At 67.4% G+C, this 21,286-nt stretch carries 22 protein-coding genes and 1 pseudogene; 8 read left to right on the top strand and 15 right to left on the bottom strand.

Features of this window, described 5'->3' with window-relative positions; genetic code table 11:
- Positions 1-64: 64 nt before the first annotated feature.
- The 10 genes and pseudogenes from ABZ477_RS16000 to ABZ477_RS16045 form a co-directional block, all read right to left on the bottom strand.
- A complete protein-coding gene (locus ABZ477_RS16000) occupies positions 65-808 on the bottom strand; it encodes an SUMF1/EgtB/PvdO family nonheme iron enzyme (RefSeq protein ID WP_360135211.1) in 744 nt (247 codons plus the stop codon).
- Positions 809-862: 54 nt separating this feature from the next.
- Positions 863-1,618 (bottom strand): hypothetical protein, encoded by a 756-nt coding sequence (locus tag ABZ477_RS16005; RefSeq protein ID WP_360135213.1) that lies wholly within the window; start codon positions 1,616-1,618, stop codon positions 863-865.
- A gap of 191 nt (positions 1,619-1,809) precedes the next feature.
- A complete protein-coding gene (locus ABZ477_RS16010) occupies positions 1,810-2,739 on the bottom strand; it encodes a TIGR03621 family F420-dependent LLM class oxidoreductase (protein ID WP_360135215.1) in 930 nt (309 codons plus the stop codon).
- A 19-nt stretch (positions 2,740-2,758) separates the two neighbouring features.
- Positions 2,759-2,905, bottom strand: a pseudogene (locus tag ABZ477_RS16015) (recombinase family protein); the annotation flags it as partial.
- A 6-nt stretch (positions 2,906-2,911) separates the two neighbouring features.
- A complete protein-coding gene (locus tag ABZ477_RS16020) occupies positions 2,912-3,598 on the bottom strand; it encodes a hypothetical protein (protein WP_360135217.1) in 687 nt (228 codons plus the stop codon).
- A 117-nt stretch (positions 3,599-3,715) separates the two neighbouring features.
- Positions 3,716-4,792 (bottom strand): hypothetical protein, encoded by a 1,077-nt coding sequence (locus tag ABZ477_RS16025; RefSeq protein ID WP_360135219.1) that lies wholly within the window; start codon positions 4,790-4,792, stop codon positions 3,716-3,718.
- 178 nt (positions 4,793-4,970) lie between these two features.
- On the bottom strand, positions 4,971-5,810 hold the full coding sequence (locus ABZ477_RS16030) for a hypothetical protein (protein ID WP_360135221.1): 840 nt from the start codon (positions 5,808-5,810) through the stop codon (positions 4,971-4,973).
- A gap of 224 nt (positions 5,811-6,034) precedes the next feature.
- Positions 6,035-8,041 carry an ATP-dependent helicase gene (locus ABZ477_RS16035; RefSeq protein WP_360135223.1) on the bottom strand — a complete coding sequence of 669 codons (2,007 nt, stop codon included), beginning with the start codon at positions 8,039-8,041 and terminating at the stop codon, positions 6,035-6,037.
- Positions 8,042-8,581: 540 nt separating this feature from the next.
- On the bottom strand, positions 8,582-9,313 hold the full coding sequence (locus tag ABZ477_RS16040; RefSeq protein ID WP_360135225.1) for a hemerythrin domain-containing protein: 732 nt from the start codon (positions 9,311-9,313) through the stop codon (positions 8,582-8,584).
- A gap of 260 nt (positions 9,314-9,573) precedes the next feature.
- Complete coding sequence (locus tag ABZ477_RS16045; protein ID WP_360135227.1) at positions 9,574-9,900, bottom strand: GYD domain-containing protein; 327 nt, start codon at positions 9,898-9,900, stop codon at positions 9,574-9,576.
- Between the two features lie 150 nt (positions 9,901-10,050).
- Here ABZ477_RS16045 and ABZ477_RS16050 point away from each other — a divergent pair, with 150 nt between their 5' ends.
- The gene (locus tag ABZ477_RS16050; protein ID WP_360135229.1) at positions 10,051-10,200 is read left to right on the top strand and encodes a hypothetical protein; all 150 of its coding nucleotides are present in this window, start codon (positions 10,051-10,053) and stop codon (positions 10,198-10,200) included.
- Positions 10,201-10,382: 182 nt separating this feature from the next.
- Here the strand turns inward: ABZ477_RS16050 and ABZ477_RS16055 are convergent, their stop codons facing one another.
- Both ABZ477_RS16055 and ABZ477_RS16060 read right to left on the bottom strand, forming a co-directional pair.
- Entirely contained in the window at positions 10,383-11,252 is an 870-nt protein-coding gene (locus ABZ477_RS16055) for an alpha/beta hydrolase-fold protein (RefSeq protein WP_360135231.1), read from the bottom strand.
- Positions 11,249-12,475 (bottom strand): amidohydrolase family protein, encoded by a 1,227-nt coding sequence (locus tag ABZ477_RS16060; RefSeq protein WP_360135233.1) that lies wholly within the window; start codon positions 12,473-12,475, stop codon positions 11,249-11,251. Before ABZ477_RS16060 ends, ABZ477_RS16055 begins: the two co-directional genes overlap by 4 nt.
- On the opposite strand from ABZ477_RS16060, the gene ABZ477_RS16065 reads away from it, so the two are divergent.
- Positions 12,444-13,148 (top strand): TetR/AcrR family transcriptional regulator, encoded by a 705-nt coding sequence (locus ABZ477_RS16065; RefSeq protein ID WP_360135235.1) that lies wholly within the window; start codon positions 12,444-12,446, stop codon positions 13,146-13,148. The two genes, ABZ477_RS16060 and ABZ477_RS16065, sit on opposite strands and share 32 nt — an antisense overlap.
- A gap of 9 nt (positions 13,149-13,157) precedes the next feature.
- Here ABZ477_RS16065 and solA read toward each other — a convergent pair whose 3' ends face one another.
- Complete coding sequence (gene solA, locus ABZ477_RS16070; RefSeq protein WP_360135237.1) at positions 13,158-14,342, bottom strand: N-methyl-L-tryptophan oxidase; 1,185 nt, start codon at positions 14,340-14,342, stop codon at positions 13,158-13,160.
- Positions 14,343-14,632: 290 nt separating this feature from the next.
- Entirely contained in the window at positions 14,633-15,055 is a 423-nt protein-coding gene (locus ABZ477_RS16075) for a glyoxalase superfamily protein (RefSeq protein ID WP_360135239.1), read from the bottom strand.
- A 402-nt stretch (positions 15,056-15,457) separates the two neighbouring features.
- Here ABZ477_RS16075 and ABZ477_RS16080 point away from each other — a divergent pair, with 402 nt between their 5' ends.
- Together ABZ477_RS16080 and ABZ477_RS16085 are read left to right on the top strand one after the other, a co-directional pair.
- A complete protein-coding gene (locus tag ABZ477_RS16080; protein ID WP_360135241.1) occupies positions 15,458-15,619 on the top strand; it encodes a hypothetical protein in 162 nt (53 codons plus the stop codon).
- The gene (locus ABZ477_RS16085; RefSeq protein WP_360135243.1) at positions 15,616-15,906 is read left to right on the top strand and encodes a hypothetical protein; all 291 of its coding nucleotides are present in this window, start codon (positions 15,616-15,618) and stop codon (positions 15,904-15,906) included. The genes ABZ477_RS16080 and ABZ477_RS16085 overlap by 4 nt, the downstream gene beginning before the upstream one ends.
- Positions 15,907-16,004: 98 nt before the next feature.
- Here the strand turns inward: ABZ477_RS16085 and ABZ477_RS16090 are convergent, their stop codons facing one another.
- Positions 16,005-16,595 carry a hypothetical protein gene (locus tag ABZ477_RS16090; RefSeq protein WP_360135245.1) on the bottom strand — a complete coding sequence of 197 codons (591 nt, stop codon included), beginning with the start codon at positions 16,593-16,595 and terminating at the stop codon, positions 16,005-16,007.
- A gap of 167 nt (positions 16,596-16,762) precedes the next feature.
- Here ABZ477_RS16090 and ABZ477_RS16095 point away from each other — a divergent pair, with 167 nt between their 5' ends.
- The 4 genes from ABZ477_RS16095 (at position 16,763) to ABZ477_RS16110 (ending at position 20,876) form a co-directional block, all read left to right on the top strand.
- Positions 16,763-17,353, top strand: a complete 591-nt coding sequence (locus ABZ477_RS16095; RefSeq protein ID WP_360135247.1) for a thymidine kinase — start codon at positions 16,763-16,765, stop codon at positions 17,351-17,353.
- Positions 17,354-18,119: 766 nt separating this feature from the next.
- Entirely contained in the window at positions 18,120-18,911 is a 792-nt protein-coding gene (locus tag ABZ477_RS16100) for a hypothetical protein (RefSeq protein WP_360135249.1), read from the top strand.
- On the top strand, positions 18,908-20,248 hold the full coding sequence (locus ABZ477_RS16105; protein ID WP_360135251.1) for a hypothetical protein: 1,341 nt from the start codon (positions 18,908-18,910) through the stop codon (positions 20,246-20,248). Before ABZ477_RS16100 ends, ABZ477_RS16105 begins: the two co-directional genes overlap by 4 nt.
- Complete coding sequence (locus ABZ477_RS16110) at positions 20,229-20,876, top strand: hypothetical protein (RefSeq protein ID WP_360135253.1); 648 nt, start codon at positions 20,229-20,231, stop codon at positions 20,874-20,876. The genes ABZ477_RS16105 and ABZ477_RS16110 overlap by 20 nt, the downstream gene beginning before the upstream one ends.
- Positions 20,877-21,286: the final 410 nt, after the last annotated feature.

Here is a 21,286-nt window from a genome sequence, read left to right on the forward strand (position 1 = left end):
CCTCAAGGATGTCGCGGCCGGGCGGTCGCCGTCGACTTCGGTGGAGCCCGGCGTGCTCCCGCGGTCAGCGTCGGGGGGTCCAGCCGGGCGGCAGGGGCTCGTCCGTCGCGGCCCGCTCGCGGTCGGCGAGCTCCGACCAGCCCTGCGCTTCTCCGGGGGTTGAGAAGGCACCGCGCGCGATGCGGAATCCGACATCCTCGTGATGCATGCGCGGTCCTCCCCCGCGCCGGGTCGACGCGCGCACGCTCCACGCGTCATCCGCGAATCCTCCGCCGCGGAACACGCGGTAGTCGTCGTACCGGGCGGGGTCGAGCAGGTCCCAGCACCACTCCCAGACGTTCCCGAGTGTGTCGAAGAGGCCGTTGAGGTTCGGCATCCTGCCTCCGACGTCCTGGGGCGTGCGCACGCCGTCGGCGCTCGTCCACGCGATGTCGGCGAGGGGGCCGTAGTGCGGCCCCGTCGAGCCTGCTCGGCAGGCCAACTCCCACTCCGCCTCCGTCGGCAGCCGGAACCCGTCGGCCTCGACATCCCACGACACGTCCTCGCCGTCGAACGTGTAGACGGAGTCCAGGCCCTCCCACTCCGAGGCCGCGTTGCAGAAGCGGACGGCACGCAGCCAGCTCACGTCGGTCGCGGGACGGCGGGGGTGGGATGCTGTCTCCCCCAGCAGCTCGGCCATCTGCTCCTGCGTCACGGCGTAGACGCCGATCTCGAAGGGCTCGAGCTCAACCGTCCACCGGCGCTTGCGCCGCGCGTCGTGGAGCTGGACGGCGCCGCCGGCGATGCGGGCGAGCTCGATGTCCGGCATCCGTCCAGTCTTGCGGATCGCGCGCGCTGTGGTCGCACGGGGTGCGTGCTGGGATCAGGAACCGTCGGAGTAGACGACGACCTCGCCATCGTGCAGGACGAACTGCAGCGCGCTGCCCACCTCGAACCGCTCGAGCAGCTCGTCGGGAAGATCCGCCGTCACGATGATCGCGGCCGTCGGATCGAACTCCCCCGCGCCGCAGCCGATCCCGAGGAGAGACCCGTCCGTCTCGGCCGGGAGCACGAACAGGCACAGCGAGGGTTCGGCCGAGCTCCAGAACTGCGGCGCGAGCAGGACGTTGAGGCCGTGGAACTGCTCGAACACCATCCCGCCCTCGCTCCGTGCCCCGAGGGTGTCGGGCCACGGCGCATCCGGATCCTCGGCCAGCACACCCACCTGGCCCATGCGGACCTGGAAGGTCGTGTAGGTGATCGCCGCGCCCACGATGAGCGCGAGCACGAGCGCCCCTGCCCACAGGAGCGCTCCGCGACGAGGGCGCCGCGGGGCGGGCGCGGGCGGCGGGGCTTGCAGTGCCGCCTCGGGCACGGGGGTCGGGGTCGACGCCTCGTGATCCGCCGGGGGCGGCGCCTCCTCGGGAGCAGGAGCCGGCTCGTCCTCGTCCCACTCGTCGGGCCAGGCGGCGGGCCCCGGGGTCGATGGAGGGCTCGATGCGAAGTCCCGCGGACTCTGCGCTTCGAGCAGACGGAGCCGCTCCATGGCCACGGGATCGTCATGGATGTCGGCATTCGGCCCGTAGGCGCGTGCGCGGAGGGATCGGAGCTCGCGCTCCTCGCTGGACTGCTCGTGCATCACGGCAATCGTCTCACCCGGGGCGCCGAGCCGGTGGAGGGGGCCACGAGGGCGATCCGACCCACTGCATTCCCATGCCTCGAACGTCTCCGTCCGTGCGGGTCGGACCTGGGGTCTGCCGGCACGCTGGACCGCCGAGCCAGACCGAATCGGTCCGGTTTCGGATCGTTCATCGGGCGGCTGCGACGAGCCTATGTGCCGGCAAGTCGGGATACGACGGGTGCGAACTGATCCATGAACTCCGGCATCACCGCGATGTACGAGATGCTCAGTTGGTCGCGCCAGTCCTGCAACTGATCGGCGATCTGGTCTGTGGTGCCGACCAGGAAGTGCACGGAGTCCAGTACCTGATCGGCCGAGATCCCCCAGGTGCGGCCGATCTGGGCGGCACCGTCCCGACGGTCAGCGGTGATCCTCACGTCGAGTATCAGGATGTTCAGTTCGAGATCGTCGAACCTGGTGCCCGCCGCGGTGCGCACCCAGTCCACCCGGCGCGCGGTAGCCGCGACGGAACCGTCCTCGAAGTCAAGAGCTCCCTCGCGCGACTTCATGATCAGTCCGACGATGTCGGCCTCGCGTGCCGCGAAGGACAGCATCCGCTGGCCGCCACCGGCGATCAGCAGCGGCGGGTAGGGCTGTTGACGCGGCTTGGGGAATCCGTCGAGGTCGGCAATGCGGTAGTACTCACCGCTATAAGTGACCGGTGTCGGTCCGAGCAGGCCCTTGACCACCGTGACTGCTTCGAAAAGCCGACTGACCCGAGTCCCTGCGTCGTCGTACGGGATGCCTGTCTTCGCATAGTCGGGTCCGAGATACCCTGCGCCGATCCCCAACTCGAGTCTGCCGTCGGTGAGGAGATCCACGGTCGCTGCTTCCTTCGCCAACACCGCGGGGTGACGGAAGTCGTTGTCGCAGACGAAGGTCCCCACCCGAAGCGTCGTCGTCGCGTTCGCCGCCGCGACCAGCGCGGCGAAGGGAGACAGCTGCTCGCCGAAGTGGTCCGGGAGCAGCAGGGCGGCATAGCCGAGATCCTCGACCTTCCGAGCCAGACCCGCGTACTCACGCGCGGACGGCGCGTAGAAGCCCCCCGTGGCAAACCGGAACCGACGGTTGACGACCATATCGAGCGCTCCTCTTCCTGAGTGACCGGGCGAGCCGGTCCAGTTCTGTCACGACGAGGGTCTCGCCGCTTCGCGCCGCGGCGAGCGCCTCCCGCAATCGCGGTCGTGCGCGGTTTGCACCCGTCATCCCGTCATCGACGAAGATGCGCTCGTCATGTACGCCCAGCCGCCGCTATGGCAGGGCGGTGACCGGGTGATTCGCCTCGGCGCGGACCTCCGCTGCCTCGCGCGTCGCGCCCACAAAGCGCGCCGTGTCCGACACTGCGGCGGTGAGGAGGGCGACGAGTCGTTCGTCGGGGTCTGCGACACACGCCCATGCGATCCCATCGACGGCGCCGGTCACGATATCGCGGCACTGCCGCACGGTCATGCGCTCGCGCCCCCGACCGACCTTCTCGATGAACTGAATGGCCCAGGCATCTGCGGCAGGTGCGGCGCGGAGGGCGGCCTCCGCTAGTTCGCGCAACTCCGCGGTGAGCCCGTCGCGTTCCACGAGGCCGCTGAGGGCGACACGCACCCCCACCGCCTGCGAACGCTGGCGCTCCTCAGCGGAGATAGGAAGGGCGGCGCTGGCAGCTCGTAGAGCGAGCAGGACGTCGAGCATCGGGTCTTCACTCGTCAAGCCGACCACTGAAGGAATGAGTGGCGTGAGCCGGGCGCGGCCGGCTTCGCTCGTCCGGTCGTTCACCATCCGTGCGAGGTGCGCGAGGGTGCCGTGCGTACACGCGGGATGGTCGCTCCAACGCTCTCCCGCGAGGTACGAAGCGAACTCCATGAAACAGGCCCCGCGCCGCGGCGAACGGTGCCGACCTGGGGAGAGGATCGGCATGACATCCGGATGAGCCACCCAGTCGCGCATTAGACCCTCCTCTCTCCTTTCACTGTGCGCCTGCAGTCGGGGTGATACAAGTACCCCTCGCCCCGCGTGCGCACAGTCCGTTTCAAGACCAGTCTTTGGCGTCTTGGGCCAGAGGCGTTAAGCGCTGGGATCGTCGGGCCTGGATCGTGGTGTCACCCAGTAGCGCAGCCAGTCGTTCATGCGGGATCGCTTGTTCCCGCCGCGCCCGCCACCGCCGAAGTGCAGGGTGCCGACCGCAATGAGCCCTCCGCCTGCGGCAAGGATGGCGGGGATCATGATGCCGAAGATCTGGAAGGCCTCCGCATACGCCGGGCGCAGCTCTTGGCTCGTGACCCAGAGGAGCGTAATGGCAACGTTCGCGATGATTCCCACGCCCAGGCCGATGTAAGCGATGGCCCGGAGGCCGGTGCTCCTGATCACGGCGGCGGCACCATTGAGCATGCCCGCGACACCGACGCAGGTCATCGCGGCGGCGAACGCGAACACCGTCCACCCGGCCGACGGGGCCAGGAGTGGCGCAAGGAGCAGGAACGCGGAGAACAATGTGTATGCGGTGCTCGGCAGCAGCCACGCGAGCCCGATCAGGATCCTGGTCGAGGTTCGGCCGCTCGGGGTGGGCACGAGTTCGCTGGACGCGTCTCGCGACCGCCTCATCAGCAGGACGATTCCAGCCGCCAGGAAGAAGATCGCCCATGCGACTCCCGCGGCCCACGGCTGAAAGCTGCTCACCAGGACGCCATACCCGAACGACGCGCCTGTGAGGAGCAGTCCTGTGCCGACCAGCGCCCAGGCCCAGTGGGTGCCGTAGGTGGCGACCACAGCGGTGACGCAGATGGTCGTCGCGGCTGCACCGATGATGGTGGACCCGAGCAGGTCGCTCGACAGTCGCGCCAGCACCAGGGCGATCGGCAGGATCAGACTGAGCAGCGCGGCCCCGAGGATCGCGATAGGCATGCCTGTCAGGCGACGGATCGGGCTCGCTTTTCGGGTGAACAGAAGGACGATCGCGGCTGCGCACAGCGCGAAGATGAGGGGTACCTGGACTGCCGGCGGGAGCCCGAGGGGGAGGTCCTTGAACAGCACGGAACTGAGCACAACCCCTGGGACGCCGATGACCCACCTGGCCGCTTTCCCCGCGACCGAGGCGGAGTTCGCACGAGACTCTCCATCGTGACGTTCCGCGTCGTCGGTCACAGGTACATCTGTACCAGTCAAGCACTCGAGGCGGAATCGGGCTCGGGTGCGGGCTGAGCGTGCTCGCGAGGATTCCCTTGCCTGCCGTATCGAAGTGATCTCCGTGGAGCGTTCATGATCCAAGTCGCGGCGTTGATCCGGGCTGCGTCTTCGCGATCGTCCATGTTGCGGCCCAAGCTCAGGTGTTTCCTAGAGGAGGGTGGACGAAGACGTCGACCGTGTTCTTGCGGAGATGAAGACTGATCACGCTGTTGTCTGCGAGCCATTCACCGAAGCCGTCGTCCGCCTCCGCTATCACGCTCATGTGGACGGCTAGGTCGATCCCGGGCGGCAGGCACTCATATTGGAACCTGCCGTCGGCACGGTCCCAGGCGACGAGGCAGGTGCCCAACCCGTTCTCGATGGACGAGACATCGACTGACCACACGTCAATGTCGTGGTACCCCTCGAACTGACGGAGCGTGGAGCTGTTCGGGTCCTGCTCCAGGTTGATCAGCACTTGAATGACGCCGTCGTCCATCTCTCCCGTGATCGGTTGCAGCGTCGCATCGGGGTGCGGTACCACGAACCACGTCGCCGTGTAGATAAGGATCGCGACGACCACGATCGCCCCGACGAGGAACCACGCTCGGCTCCGCGTCGCCGTCGCGCGCTGCCGTAGCGAGCGGACGACGCTCCCCCGTGAGGTCGGCGGGGCCGTCTCGAGCATCGCCTCCTGGGTTGATGCCGCGTGAGCGGGTGTGCTGCTCTCGCCGGCCGAGGCGGCGGGCGAGGAGTCATCCGCGACCCGAGGGCTGGCGGGCTCGGTGACGTGGACAGGCGTCGCTGAGGCGACACGAGTGGCTTCGAGTTCGATCAACCTCGCCATCGCCGCCGGGTCGGCGTCGATGTCAGGCTGCGGGCCGTAGGCCCGCACACGCAGGGTGCTCAGTTCGCGTTCGGTGTCTGACGGGCGCGAAGGTGTCATGCGCTCGATCGACTCGTGCTCCGAGCCTGGTGCGGAGGACGATCCATCCACAGCTGCAAGGTACACCCGTCCCGCGGGGCCGGCACAGTGAACGCGGTTCGCCCGAGTCGGCTGCTGGATGACCCGGCGGCAGTCTCTGGTGCACCGCCGCAAACTCGAGCGATCTGCGATCGGCTTGCGGGCATTGCCCGGTCGGTGAAGCCGCCGCGCATGCCAGCGCGGGGCATTGGGGTCCACATCAGGCTCCGCGCGCTCGATAGACCAGCCGATCCAGATCAGGCGAACAGTTCGTCGAACGCGTCCATGCGCACGCGTGGCGCGGCGACTGACCGCCCATTTGCGGGTTCGGAAGCGACGGGGGTGGTGCTGACCGATTCCATGAGGGCGCGCGCGGGCTGGGTCAGGAACCTGCTTGGCTTGGCGGCGACGTGCTTCGCCATGAACGCGGTGGGGTGCGTAGGCAGCTGCGAGGGCACATACACGGCGAGGGTGTCGCGGGCGCGCGTGAGGGCGACGTAGAAGAGGCGCTCCTCCTCGGCAAGACCCGCGGACGAGGTGAGTGCCATGTCGGAGGGCATCGCTCCGTCGTTCGCGCGCATAAGGTGCACGGCGTCCCACTCCAAACCCTTCGCGGAGTGGATCGTGGACAGGGTGAGCCAGTCCTCGTCGAGGTGCGGCTGTTTCGCCCAGTCGCCGGCGACGGTCACCGGGTCGATCGCCTGCTCGCTCACGAACGTGCGGAGATCGCTGTGGTGAGCGGCGGCTTGCGCGATGCCGTCGACTTCGGTGACCCGACGCTGCCAATCCGGGTAGTGCGCGCGCAGCAGCGGATCCACCGCGCCTCGGCAAGCCTCGACCAGCGCCGGTACCGCGGTCGTGGAGTTGACGGCGCCGAGCAGCGACAAGGTCGATGCGAGCCCGGTGCGCGCCTTCGCCGGAGCCGCCGCGACCGCGCCTGCCGTGCAATCGGTGCCCCCGTCCGCGAGGATCCTCGCCAGGCCTCGGGCACTTGCTTTGCCGATCGCGCGGTGCCGGGTGAGCAGGCGGTACCAGGACACCTCGTCCGCCGGGTTGAGCACCACTCGAAAGCTCGCCAGCAGGTCCCGCACGTGCGACGTCTCCAGGTAGCCGATCCCGCCGAACTTGTGGAACGGGATGCCCCGCACCTTCAGCTCGACCTCGAGCTGTGCGCTGTGGGATCCGGTGCGCATCAGCACGGCCTGGGACCGCAGGGGCGTGCCGTCGGTGTGCGCGGCGAGGATGCGGTCGGCGATCGTGCGGGCCTCGTCGTCGGCGTTGCGGCAGGTGACCAGGGTCGGCCGAGTGCCCGGCTGCGAACGGTCGGCGACCAGCCGAAGCCTCAGGTCGCCAGGGCGGACCTGGTTGGCGAGGTCGAGGACCGGCTGGGTGGAGCGGAAGTTGCGTTCCAGGCGCACGAGCGTGGCGTCGGGGTACACCTCGATGAGCTCGAGGAGGTGGCCGGCGCTGGCCCCGCGGAACGCGTAGATCGCCTGAGCATCGTCGCCGACGACGGTGAGCCCGCGGCCGTCGGGACACAGCCCCCGCACGATGTCGACCTGAAGCTGGTTGACGTCCTGGTACTCGTCGACGAGCACCCAGTCCCAGCGCGCCCTCAGCCGCGCTCCGACATCGGGGTCAGACGCCAGGGCCCGCCACGCGATGAGCAGATCATCCAGGTCCAGCAGGCCCCGCTCGCGCTTGCGATCGCGGTAGTGCCGCAACAGCCCGGCGATCGCGTCGCTGTGCTCGAGCGCCCAGGGAAACTGCTCTTCGATGACCGCGCGGACCGGGGTCGCGGTGTTGATCGCGCGGGATCCGATGTCGGCGATCGTGCGTGTCGTGGGCAGTCGCACCTCGGTGCCGTCGAGCCCGTGCTCCGCGCGCAGCAGGTCGATCAGGTCGATGACGTCGTCGGGATCGATGACCGTCACATCCTCCAGCCCCAGATGCTGTGCGTGCTCAGCGACGATGCGGTGCGCGACGGCATGGAACGTGCCGCCGGCGATGCGTTGCGCAGCCTGCGGGTCGCCGCACATCACGGCCGCGCGAGAGAGCATCGCGGATGCCGCGCGTCGGGTGAATGTCAGGAGCAGCATCCGTTCCGGTGCGACCCCCGCCTCCAGCAGCCGCGCAACCCGGGCGGTGAGCACCCCCGTCTTGCCCGTGCCGGCCCCCGCCGCGACCACAAGCGGCCCGTCGCCGTGTTCGACCGCCTCGAGCTGTGCCGGATCCAGCCCGGCGAGCGCATCACTAATGGCCACGGAGGTGACGGTAACGACATCCACGGACATTCAATCCCCACGTCGAAATCGCGGAGACGTTCAACGGGTCTGTGTGATCGGGAGCAAGCGGCATCCGTAGCGCGGCGGCTCCGCCCCCTGAGGATCGAACAGCGGGCGGAGGCGCTCGTGTCGTGCGTCGGTCTCCGTAATCCGGTTGTCCCTGCTGTTGTCATCGCCTTCATTGCTGGCTAGATTCGCCTTGTTCCCGACGGAAGGACACAGACTATGGGCACCCGGATTCTTTGAAATACCAAAGCGAGCCCCCGCCCGACCTGTTCGCGCGGGGGTTTCGTCGTGTCGGGATGCGGTAGCAGTAGGGTCCGTACCGGTCGATCGCACGATCGGCCGCGGGGGAATCGGGGGGAATGATGCCAAGACAGACGAGCCCGAGACACCGGCCACTTCGGCCGCTGCTGATCAGGGAGCAATCCCGGCGAACGACTTGGCCCGGCGACCGTCGATGACGGCTTTCTTCTGCTTGGCCGGCGCCCACTGGGGGTGGTCGGAAGCGCCCTCCGTCTACGGGGAAGGCTCGCTCGGCCTTGCGGAATAGTGACCGGGTCGCGCTGTGCCCGCCGACAGAAGCTCGAGGTTGCGCGCGTAGCTGCGCTTGCCGTACAGCCGATAGAGGAGCTTGATAGCCCTGGGCACCTCCGTCAGGAACTCATCGAGCTGGTCGGGGGTCATCGAGTCCTGGATGAGCCCGAAGAACAGGAAGATCTGAGATCGGGCGTAGCCCTTCTGCGCCTCCTCCCCGACGTGCTCCCATTCCTCTTCGCTGAACGTCTCCTCGATCACCGGAAGGATGTAGCGCTCCTCCTTCGCGAGATGCTCCTCCAAGAGCGCGCCGATCGCCTCGAGATGCGCCGCGACAGCCTCGCCGGCGCCCTGATCGCGATGCTGCTCCCAGGCATCGAGCAGCGGCCGGGACGATCCCAGGAGCCCCGCGACCTCAGCGTGATGATGCTTCATGAGCTCGACATGGACGGTGCAGGCGGGACGCCTCTGTTCAAGGCTGTCCCAGAGCAGGCTGTCTTCGAGGACATGGTGATGGTGGAGAGCGTCGTTGACGAGCCTGACCGACTGGACGACCTGTGCCACGCGTCGTCGGTCGGACGAAGTGCCCCGAACCCCGGCCGGCATCAGCGCGTAGAGCCGCCGGAAGGCGTCGTGGATGTAGAGGAGGTCAGACGGGTCGCAGCCTGCGTCTTCCGAGGGGATGTCGCCCGAGGATGGGAGTGCGGTGGCCATTGCGTCGCCCCTCAGAGAGTCGTCGGGATCTCGCGCCCCGGGAGCAGAGTCGAGCACTGCTAGCGGTAGAGGCGCCTGCCGATCGAGAAGCTAACGGAACGGGGCGGCGCTGACAAGACCGCGTCGGGGAACTGCACCGGACCCCCATCCGGGCTGTGCGTGGAATGGAACACTCGGGTGCCAGGGGTCCGTCCAGGCTGCTCTCCTTCGATAGCTCAGCGATCGGTGCGGTCGCCGCGAACCTGTTGATCTTGGCGCATTCACGTGCCAGGTGGTCTGTACTTGACCTCGTCGACTCTCCGCAGGGCTTCAATCGTCTCGTCTACGGTCAAGAGGACCGTGGTCTCAAGGGAACTCAGGGCCCCGCCGGCGCTGAGCGCGAGCGTGACCGCGGCCATCGAGACGTTGTCTGGGGCTTCCCACAGGGTGTAGCCGTCGTGCGCGCCGAAGGCGTACCAGAAGCCGTGCAATCTGCCACCGACGGCCTCGATGTATGTCTGCGCGGCTGTCCGGCGGTCTTCGGGGTTGTCCGCCAGTCGCGCCCAGGTCTCGGCGGTGTAACTGAACTTCGACAGGTAGAGAGGCATCGCTCCTCCTTCACTCCGGTTGGGCCCCCCACCCAGACTGGCCCTCGTCAACGCCGCCCTCAATGGGCCGCTCTCACGCCGAGCGGAGCGCGAGTCGACTACTCGGGGCGACAGGACGCGGACATTCCCGCCCTCGAAGCGGCGCTGATCATGAGCCCGCTCGTCGTGCGGTTGCTCGGTCCAGGTCAGGTCGCCAGTGCCGCCCTCGCCATCGTGGACGTGAAGGACCACCGGGAGATGGAGGCCCGGATTGACGCCGTGGAGGCGGAGATGAGGCGCGCGCTCGACGTGAACTTCTAGCGGAAGTAGGCACGTCCTCGCCGCGCTCCCGGACGCAGCGCGACCATCCGGTGCTGCTCCGCAATCCAGAAGGGATCCCTCAGCGGGCGGCGCCCGAATGGCGGGCGGCTGGGGGCGGTCGCCGATGCGCCCGCATGGACGTGCGGCTCGCGGGCTCCAGACTTCCTCGTCCCCTCCTGCGTTCAGCGCGTGTGGCACGCCTTCAGATAGCTGAGGAATGAGGCCTGCAATCCGGTGACGTGCGTCTCGTGCATCATCGCGGTGGTGATGTCCGGTGACCATCCCCGCGCGTGTAGTTGCTCGAGGGCGGCGAGGACGTTCTGCGCGATTCCGCGATAGATCGGGATCGGCCCGATCGCTTCGGCTTCGTTCAGGGTTACGTGCAGGAGGGGTGCGGGAGAGTCCGCGTCGCGTGCGGGTAGGCCGTCGATGAGTGAGAAGATCTGGCTGTTCGTGGCCGCGATTCCCGGGGTTCCGGCCCCGATGGTCGAGAACGGTGTGGTTCGGCGCAACCAGGCGTAGAGGGCGAAGAGCCCGCCATAGGAGTAGCCGAACAGGCCGTGCCCGGTCTCGCTGACGCGCACCTTCTCTTGGAGTGCGGGGTGAAGTTCCTCGGTCAGGAAGTCGAGGAAGACATCGCCGTGGGTATCGGTCAGCTGTGCGAGGTACGCGTCGACTTGTTCCTGGGTCATCGCCCCAGCCTCACGAGCTTGTGTGAGCGTCGTCACCATGTCGTCGCTGACCGGCTCGTCCGGCGGCACGAGATCCCGGTTGCGAAGGCTCGCCCACTGTGCGGCCTCCTCGCCGGCGTATCCGACGCTCACCTGGATGTACGGTGCGACGGTCAGATAGGGGTCTGCCTGCGTCACGATGAGCGGCGCGGTGAGGCCGACGGCGAAGTTGCCGTCCACGACGTAGATCAAGGGCAGAGGTTCCGCCGAGTCCGCATGACCGGGCGGCATCGTCACCCACACGCCGTACGTGTGTCCCGACTTCGCGGTGATCTCGAAGTACTCCGTGTCTGCGAAGCAGCCGTTCAACATGGCGCTCATCGAGCGTCTCCCTTCATGATGCGGCCGGCCTTCACGACGAGGGTGGCCATGTCTGGATCTGCGAACACGTTCGCGTCCTGGAGCGGGTCCTGCCGCCATGCGACCAGGTCAGCCCGCATCCCGACGCGGATCATCCCGACGGTCTCGCCCAGGCCGACGATGTCGGCGTTGACGCGGGTGGCCGACACGAGCGCCTGCATGGGCGACTCCAGTTCGGCGCGCAGACGCAGCTCCTCGCCTCGTCGCTGCTGATGGGGGCCGATGAGGTCCGTGCCCAGCCCGATCCGCAGACCGGCTGCGCGGGCGATGCGCACCGCTGCGGCCATGCGCTCGCGAACCCCGCTGACCCGTTCGCGCGCTGCGGGATCTAGGTCCATGCTCTCGGTGTCCATGAGCTGTTCGATCACCGCGAATGTGGGGACGAGCGCCACGTCGTGCTCACGCATCAGTGCGGCTGTCGGCTCGTCGATGTCGGTGCCGTGCTCGACGCAGCGGACGCCGGCCACCACGGCGTTGCCGATGCCCGCATTGTTGTGCGCGTGAACCGTGACGTAGGTGCCCCGCGCCCGCGCCTCTTCCACCGCGACGGCGATCTCCTCGACCGTGAACTGCGTGTCGTCGAGGTGGTCGTGCCCTCCGACCACGCCTCCTGTGACGCACAGCTTGAGGAACGTCGCGCCACGTCGGAACGATTCCCGGACGTTGCGCCGCAACTCGTCGGCGTTGCCCGACATGAGTGACAGGGAGGTGAGTCCGGGGATGTGGTGCGCCTCCCAGAGCTCCGTCGGCTCCCAGGACGCCCCGTAGTAGCCGTGCCCACCCGTCTGGCACTGCACGGGACCGCAGGAGAGCACCCGTGGCCCGCGAACCTTGCCCTTCTCGATGACCTCGACCAGCCCTCCGTCTACCCCGCCGGTGTCCCGCACCGTGGTGAACCCGGCGTCGAGCGCGTAGCCCGCGTTGGCGAAGATGTCGGCGGCCAGCTCAGCGACCGAGAGTTGGAATCCGAACTGCGCCCTGATCGGACTGGAAAGCCCGAGGTGCACGTGTGCATCGATGAGCCCCGGGGTCAAGAGCATGCCGTCAAGGTCGAACGTCTCGGCATCCGCCGGCGCGTGACCGATCTGCGTGATCGTGTCGCCTGTCACGCACACATCTGCCGCGACCGGGTCGTCGCCGGATCCGTCGGCGATGATGCCGCCCGAAAACCAGATGCTGTTCATGGATGCGCTTCCGAGGACCGCATTGTCCTCAACAGTGGTGAATTCGCTGTGCGCTAACGTACTCAACAGTGGTGAAGGAGTCAATGGAGGCGGAGTGAGATCACCGGTCGGCGAGGGGCGAGAGCGCCTGCTGCAGGCTCTCTTCGAAGAGTTCGGCGAGGGTGGCCCCAGCCCGAACCTGTCGATGCGCCAAGTCGCCGAGCGCCTCGGGGTGCACCACACGTTGCTCACGTATCACTTCGGATCGCGGCCGGGCCTTCTCCGCGCCGTACTTTCCGAGGCACGTCGCCGCGACAACCTCGTCATCACAGCGACGAGCGGCGACCTCGGCTTCGAGGCACTGTCCGGAGCCATCTGGCACTTCTACGCGAACAGTGCCGTCGAGGATCGGAGCCGTGCGTTCTTCCACCTGGCGGGCCTCGCCGTCTATGAGCATGACGCGTTCGAGGAGTTCGTCGCGGACATCGACGACCTGCGGCAGCTTCTCGAGGCGGCCGCCCTTCGAGACGGTTCGACACTGATGGATGCCCGGCAGCTGAGCATCATCGCCACCTCGTCGTTGCGGGGGCTGCTGCTGCAGCGACTGCTGGCGCCGTCCGCCGACGTCGACGCCGCCGCCGTACGCTTCCTCGCATCGTTGCCGGCGCTCCGCGAGAGCCGTCAACCGTTGTAGACCCGGCTGCTACGGCGTTGGGACGAGACGGAACACGGGAACGAACTCGGGGTCGACGATCGCCGGGCGGGTGAGGCTGAATGCCTCGATGTCGTGTTCCGTCCGTCGCTTCGTGGTGAGGTCGGCGAGGATCTGCCCGACAAGGCTCGCGAACTTCCCCGCATGGCCCGCGCCGTTGAACACAGCCACGTGCGGGTGTCCGGGGATGGTGTCCAGGACGAAGTCGCGGTCAGCCGCCATGTCGTAGACGCACGTCTTGTTCACGAGGCGCGCTCCCGCAGCGCCCGGCAGGTGCGCGGCGAGAAAGTCGTGCAGCAGGCGCGCCTCGTCGTCGTCGCCCTCGTAGACGCGTTCGGCGCTGGTGATGAAACGTCCGCGCATGTCCCGGGCGATTTTGACGGCAGCCTCGCCGTAGACCGGAAAACCGTAGTGAACTTCGTCCGCGTGGTGGATCCAGATCGGGAACCGGTCGGGCGTGTAGTCGGCCAGGTTGGGTGCCGTGAAATAGCTGACCTGCTCCTGCGAAAGGGTCAGCACGAAGTTGAGCCCCAGATCCGGCATGAGCTCTCCGAGCCACGACGCGGCCGCGACGACCAGGTGATCCGCATCGAACACACCGCGGTCGGTGGTGACGGTGACGTGGTGCTCGTGGATCTTGATACCGGTCACCCTCGTGCGAGGCGAGAACTCGACGCCATTGCTGATCGCGAGCGAGGTGTGTGCCGACACCGACTTGCGAATGTCCAAGATGCCTCCAGCGGCCTGGTAGAGGCCGAGCGTTTCGTCGGAGACACGCCACTGAGGGAAGCGATCCCTGACTTCGTCCGCCGTGAGATCCTCGTACTCGACGTCAGCGGCATCCATCGCTGCCTTGTATCCCTCGATCTCGGCGACACCGGGGGTGTCGGCGGGGGCGAGGTCCAGCCCGCCGGTCTTGGTGTAGATCGTCAGCCCGGATCGCCGTTCGATCTCGGCCCACGCGTCGAACATCGCGTGCGTCAGCCTGGTGTACTCGGCGCGGTGGTAGGCGTGACGGATGATGCGCGAGTGGTCGCCCGAAGATCCGAGGGCATTGACGAGATCGAACTGCTCGAGCACCAGCACGCGCTCGGCGCCGCGCTCCGACAGCCAATAGGCGGCCGCCGAACCGATGGCTCCGGCGCCGATCACGATGTGCGAGTATCCCTTGGCCATGGCCGACCTCTTCCGAATTGCCATCATGCGATGCTTCCGGCCAGCGTTTCATCTGAACCTCGGTCTGATGTCTAGCCACCGTACTAGTAGCGCGAAGGCACCCTCCAAGCACTCGGCGCTGTGCTACGGCCCCGACTCGAAGGACCTCGCCCGGATCCCCGTCCACAGTTACCGTCCGGGCTCGCCCGGGGTGAGGTTGGCGGTCTTCGGAGCTGCCGGCCGTAGACGATCCGTGAACGGGCAGCGGGCATATCGGCATCTCGTTCCATGAGCCTCGAAACGTGGGTCTTTCAGTCGCTGACGCCGTAGCGGGGCCAGAAGTCCGGACTGGGTTGGATCTGCTCCACGATGTCCACGTAAAGGCCATTGGGATCTTGAACGCCGAAGCGTCGTTGCCCCCAGGGCTCGTCGCGGAGCTGATAGGAGATCACCGTCCCGCCCTGCACGAGCTGCTCGTACGCTTCGGCTGCGTCGGCGACATGAAGTGTCAGGAAGACACTTGAGCCGGGCGTGGCCGCTCGGCCTTCCGGTGGAGAAGTGGGGTGGTCCTCGAGCACGAATCCGACCGCAGCGCGCGATTCGCCCGGAAGGGCGAGAAGCACGAAGAAGTCGGCCCGGAAGATCACGTCCAGGCCAAGCGTGCGGCTGTAGAACTCGGTCGTCGTGGAGAGGTCGTGCACGAACACGACGGGATAGACATCCTCGTACCGCATACCCGAACGCTACGCGCCGGCTACGACGTTCTGCCCTCGCAACCAGGCCGACCTTGAAGGGCACGGCCGCACCGGATCCCTCAGCGGCGGTGTACGCAAGGGGCGCGGTCGAGTGAAATTGCGGGCCCTGGGACGCGGCGGGAACCACCAATGTGACCAGCGAGTTCTCCGCCGCCAACTGGGGGCGGGTGTGGATTGTGAAGCACGCGTCGCCGTCGCTACCGCGACGCGGGACGTCACCATGACGTCTCGTTAGAGAGTCTCCTTCGACGTCACGTGGATGGCTTGCGCAGCGGCAGGCTGCTACACCGCGCCCGTCGCCGCGGCTGAATCAGGACTCCAACCGCATCTCAATGGGTGCGAGGCTGGTCCACGGAGTGGCCTGGCAGATATGGTCGGCTCATGACGGAGAGACTGGTCGAGAAGCTCGCCGCGTCCGTACCTTCTTGGGGCGCCCGCATCGCCTACGGAGAGAAGTCCACGGTGGGAGGGCAGGACATCGTCCCCGTCGCCATCGTCGCGTTCGGGTTCGGCGCCGGGGAGGGGTCTGGCGAAACCCCATGACGGAGAAGCTGCCCCAGGGCAAGGGTGAAGGCTCGGGCGGTGGCGGCGGCGGGATCGCGCTGCCCATTGGCGCATACGTCGATGGCCCCAGTGGGGCAGTCTTCAAGCCCAATGCGATCGCCCTCGTGCTCGCGGTCACACCGATCGTCATGAGCGTGACCGCCGCGATCGCGGGTGTATACGCGGTGCGAAGTGTCGCCCAGGTCGGGTCCCGCTTTGCCGGGGCAGCAGAAAACTTCGCTCCATTGCGAATCTTTGGCGCGCGGCGTTCTCGCTCGGATCTGTAGCCCGGTCGGATCCCTTTTTGGGGCGGCGGCCGATAGCGGAACCGCAGCGTGCATTCCGATCCCGAAGGAGCGGTGCTTAGGCCAGTTCCGGTGGGGTCTCATCCCATCCCGGGCGCCCCGTACTGGGCTCCGTCAGGTAGCTCGGGGCAGGAGGCGTCGGCGGTCTGGGCTGCGATCTCTGCTCGCACGGCGATGCCGCCGGGGACGGTCCGGAGGGTGTACACGATTCCCTCCTGGGCGCCCATTTCGGGGATGTAGCCGAGGAGCATCCCGTCGTTGTTCATGTTGTCGGGCCGGTGGTCTCCCCATACGGAGATGAGACCGCCGGCGGGGTTTGCGTCGAGCCAGTCGGCGGTGTCGCTGAGGGTGGCGTCGGGCACCAGCCAGAACGCCTCGAGCTCCGAGACCGGCCCACACGGCCAGCCGGTGTACGAGTAGAACGAGGCGACATTCGATGAGGCGGTTGTCGTGCCCGGCGGGAGGGAGATGTCGTCCAGCCAGGCCTGGGCCTGCGCCCGCGCCTGCTCGTCGTCGCTTCCCGATGCGATGACGTCGAAGGGGGGTGGTGCCGATTCTGGCGTGGTTTCCGCTGCCGGCGCGGGCGAACCTGCGGGCGTCTGACCGGTCGCGCATCCGGTCAGGGCGAGGGCGGCCAGAACCGCTGCGGCGAAGGTGAGGCGGTGACGCATCCGCCCACTCTAGGGGCACCTGCTCACTCGGTTCGCCGCGAACCTCGAGCCCCCCGACCTGCCCATCGGTCCGTCACGTCGATCCCTCAGCGAGCTCTTGGGCTGGGAGGTGCGGGCCTGCATCCTTTCTGTTCCAGCTGACGACGGCCTCACTTAAGCTCTGACTGATGCCCAGGAACCCGAACGGCCGGCTCCAGGTGGTCTGCGGGCCGATGTTCGCCGGCAAGTCCGAAGAGCTGCTGCGGCGGGTGCGCCGCGCACAACTTGCCGGACTCGCCGTCGAGGTGGTCAACCACACGCTTGACGATCGGCATGCCGCGGGCAGGGTGGCCTCGCACTCGGGGCTCAGCATCGCGTCCCGATCGGTGCGCGACGTCGAGTCGCTGGTGGAGCTGATCGGCGATCGCGAGCTGGATCTGCTGACAATCGACGAGGCCCAGTTCTTCGGGCCGGAGCTCGTCCCGGTAGTGAGCAGGCTGGTGCTCACCGGGATGTCGGTGGTCGTCGCCGGGCTCTGCGTGACGTTCGACGGCCGCCCCTTCGAGCCCCTACCGTCGCTCATGGCGCTCGCCGAGGACGTGACGAAACTCACAGCCGTGTGCACCGTCTGTGGGCAGGACGCCGCGTTCCATCAGCGCCTCCTCGGCGACGAAGTCGCGGACGCTCGCGTCGCGACCGCCGAGCATGTGGGCGGCATCGAGTCGTACCAGGCACGCTGTAGGCTGCACTTCGGCGAACGAGGCCGTCGCTCAGCGTGATGCATCGCCCAGCCCGCGATCCCGCGCGCCCCCGCGACCGCAGCGGCACGGTCGCGCACCTGTAGCTTCACGAGGATCGTGGCGACGTGGTTGCGCGCAGTCTTCTCGGAAACGCAGAAGGATCCACATCCGGGCAATGCGCGCAAGCGGTGCCTGGAGTGCGTGCACGGGCTGGCGCGACCTGGTTCCGCATAAGGGCGGCCCACGGAAACGGTTCTGGCCGAGCAAGGTCGGGAGTTGCTCGGACCGACGCGCTACCTTCAGAGCATCTCTCCGGCCGCGGCGACTCGCCACGATTACCCGTTTCGAGTCGTGGCCTGCGGAGGTCATCAGGATCGTACGGCTCGCCATGTCCGGCGATGGCCTCGGCACCGGCACCGCCTGCTGGAGCTGGCGCAGATCCCTGGCCGCGCATGGATTCAGCGCGAGCCCTACGGCACTGCCCTGATCATCGGAGCATGGAACGTTCGTTCGCGCTGACCCTGACCCGCCGTCGGAGCGATCGCAGCCGGCATGTCGGCGACGCTCGAGAACCCGGCCCAAACGCCGTCGTTTTGGCCGGTTCTTCAACCGTCGTCGACACGGCAACTGCGTAGTCCTCAACCCGTCTGAAGGTGCACCGGCGTGCTCAGCGCTGATGGCGGAGCTTCGTTCACCTCTACTGCTGGATCACGCACGTCGGTACCATGCTGTCGCGATGATGCGCTGATCCAGGGGGCCACGGATGCGTAGCTGGGAACCGAATGATCCCGCGGTTGAGGAGTTCATGTCGGCGAACGAGGACATCGTTCGGCGTGTGGTCCTCGGCATCGATCCGCACACTGACGAGCAGGATACAGATTCCGGGGTCCGGGTCGTCGTCAACGTCGCAGCCGTGCATGTGCCATCCGTGCTGAAAGACGGATACAAGAACCGCTACGACCTGAATAAAGCTCCGATCGTGGGCTCTCGCCAGGACAAACGGCTGGATGTCGACACTGCGGTGGCGGCCATCGATGGGGTGACTCCCGCCGGACTGTATTACGCCGCGATGGAGCTCAATGGCGCGGGTATGCGTTTCTACGGTGATTTCGGAATGGTGCTCAAGACGGAGCGCATCGACGAGGACCAGCTCGTTCTCTTCATGAACTCATTCGACATCGAGCGCGAGCCGCTCAGGGGGCGCGTTAACGGCGACCCCGAGCGTCGTGCCGAGGCGGCACGGGAGATCGCCGGAGGCTGGCGGGACCGAGCCGAGATGGTCTGGCAGAAGCTGCGGGACAACGGGGGTATCCCACAGGCACGGCTCATCTCATCGGCAGCGGTCTCGCACGGCGTGCTCGACGACGAGGACTATCTCGAGGTGCCCCTGTCAGGCTCCTTCGGGTCCGGGAACGTTGACCACGTCCGTACGGCGGCGCCCGACGCCGCTCGAGAAGCGGCGATCACGAACAACGAGGCTCGTCGCGGTCTCACGCAGAGTCAGTGGGTCAGTCAGCGCCGGCATGCCGCCGACGCCCTCGACGCTGCACGGATCGGAGTGGTCATCGTGGGACACGCGGGACGGCAGCGCACATGAGCATCTCGGATGCACCGTCTGTCCGGGACTCGTCGGCGTTGTGGCGCATCGATGCGCTGGATGCTCGGGGAGGAATCTGTTTCGCATCCAAGCGATCTGCAGACCTTCTCGGTACGGAGATCGACCTCGACCGCCCTGCGGTCTGGCTGGCAGCGCCCGACTTCGTGCCGCGCCGGCTTGCGAGCCGCGCCCCGGCCATGGCGGCAACGCGCGGAACCTTCCAGCTCGGGGTGTTCATCAGAGACAGCGAACTGAGCTTCACGGATCTGGACCATCTCGCGGAATTCGTTCGTCGCGTCTACCTGGCGCGCGGCGGCGACAACCCGGAAGGACCGTCAGCGGCAGGCGCCCCGACAGAGGGACCTCCACCGACTGCGCCTGGTCCGCTGCCGGAGTCGGCATTTTCGTCGAGGTTGCTCGAACTCGGCAGCAGGTGGAACGCGGAATCCCGGGGACTGGGCGGCGGCGACGGCAAGGGCGGTGAGACGGCCCCGTTCTCAGTAGAAGTCCCTCTGTTCAGCCCGCCCCTGCCCGAGGACGAACGCGTCCGGGAATGGCGCGCGGTGGCCGTCGAACTGGCTCGAGGATTCGCGCGGATCGCTGCGGAGATGGTGGCACGCGGACCGGCGGATCGAGACCCGACGTCTTACGGGGGGTGGCTGAGGTCGCTCCGGAAGCTTGCGGCAGCCGCACTTAAACTCGGAGTGTGGGACACGCTCGACAGGGGTGAGGCGTGGCCTGACGATTCCACGCTGTTCTCCTGGGCAGGCGAGCGGTATCTCGCCGCACACGACATCCCTGGGCAGCCGGGCACGAGCGTCACCTCTGATCCGATGGAGAAGGTGCGGTATCTGCTCACCGGTTTACTCGACGGGACGAGGCGTGAACTGTCATCAGCGGGGTTGAGCTTCGAGCTGGCTGTCGGTGGTCGAGAGGATCCGTACGAGGACTTGCGTCGCTGGCCGCTGCCCGCGGATCGCGCCCTGCGCGCAGGGATGGATCCTGCCGTAGCAACTGTCGCGACTCTTCTCTCCCGGGCCGTCAGCACCCCGGGGATTCTGTCGGGCACGGATGCGACCGACCGCGCCATCCTGATCTTCGCAATCTGCCACCTGCAGCCTCGCCCCGTCAGTTCGGGTGCGCACGCCCCAGGCCAGGGGGGCTGGCCCGGCCCGGATATCGAAACCCTCACGGATCTTGTCGAACACTCGTGGGGCTGGCTCCGGCGAGAACTACCGACGATCGTTTTCACCCCCGACGTGGAAGCCCTCGTCCCCGCTTCCCGCGAAGAGGAAGACGGGGACAAGGAGGGTGCGCGTGCCGTCGCCGCTTCTTGATGCCCATCCCTGGATGATCCTGCAGACCCCATCCGCCCCCCCGACCTCGGGAGACACGGGGTCGTTCGTCGCGGAGGCCGCTACCACCGCGGCGTTCACGCTCGCGGGGACGCTCATCCTTGCGACTGTGACGGCGATCTGGCTGAACACGCGAATGAAGCGAACGGAAGCACTGATCGCCAAGCGATTGGAGGTGTTCGACGTCATCGCCGGCGAGGCGAACACGATCGTGCAGTTCTACAACACGGTCGGAGACTGGCGCCTGTTGACGCCGGAATCCGTGATCGCTGCCAAGCGGGCCGTCGACCGCTCGATGGCTGTTCACGGCGCCCTCTTCTCAACCCCCGTCCATGAGGCATATCGGGGGTTCATGGAGACGTTCTTTGGGCAGTGGCGCGGTCCCGGTCTCGATGCGGGTCTTCGCATCGACCCTGACAAACTCAAGGATCGTCGTGGCGCCGCCGTTCCCACGGATTGGAGTTCCGCGTTCGCCGAGCCGCCGCACCCTGGACGCGACGAGCGCACCAGGGCCTACCAAGCGTTCACCGACGCCCTGGGCCGGGATGTGGGGATCCGTAAGCCGCCCGTGCGGCCGGAGCACGACCCGAAGCGTGACTCCAGAAGCTGACTGGGAAGGGCCGCGAATGCCGCTGGCTCGTCGCCGTCCGCGGCTCGCGGATGCCGCCGGTCCCTCTGCCGCGTCGTAAGTCACCTCTCGAGGCATCCTTGCGGCTCCGGCAGGATGGTTGAGGATAGCTTGAATTCCGCCCCACTGGCGGCGAATAGCCTCTACCCTCCAGCAATGGATGGGACGCCGATCCCTAGACCCACCCACCGCCGACCCGGCGAGGCGCTCGGCCTTCTCGACCGTAGCGTTCGTCAGAAGGTCCGGCGCCCGTTCGAGGGTCCGCATTCGTTCCTTCGGCGTGCCCGATCGCTCCCCGGCGCGCTGAATGTTGAGCGGGTTGCACTTACCCCGCACGCATCGATGCCCGAGCGGGGGACGCCCACTGACGCATGGTGCTGCTGCGCACGGCT

Source organism: Microbacterium sp. NPDC019599 (assembly GCF_040632175.1).
In the GTDB taxonomy this organism is placed as follows: domain Bacteria; phylum Actinomycetota; class Actinomycetes; order Actinomycetales; family Microbacteriaceae; genus Microbacterium.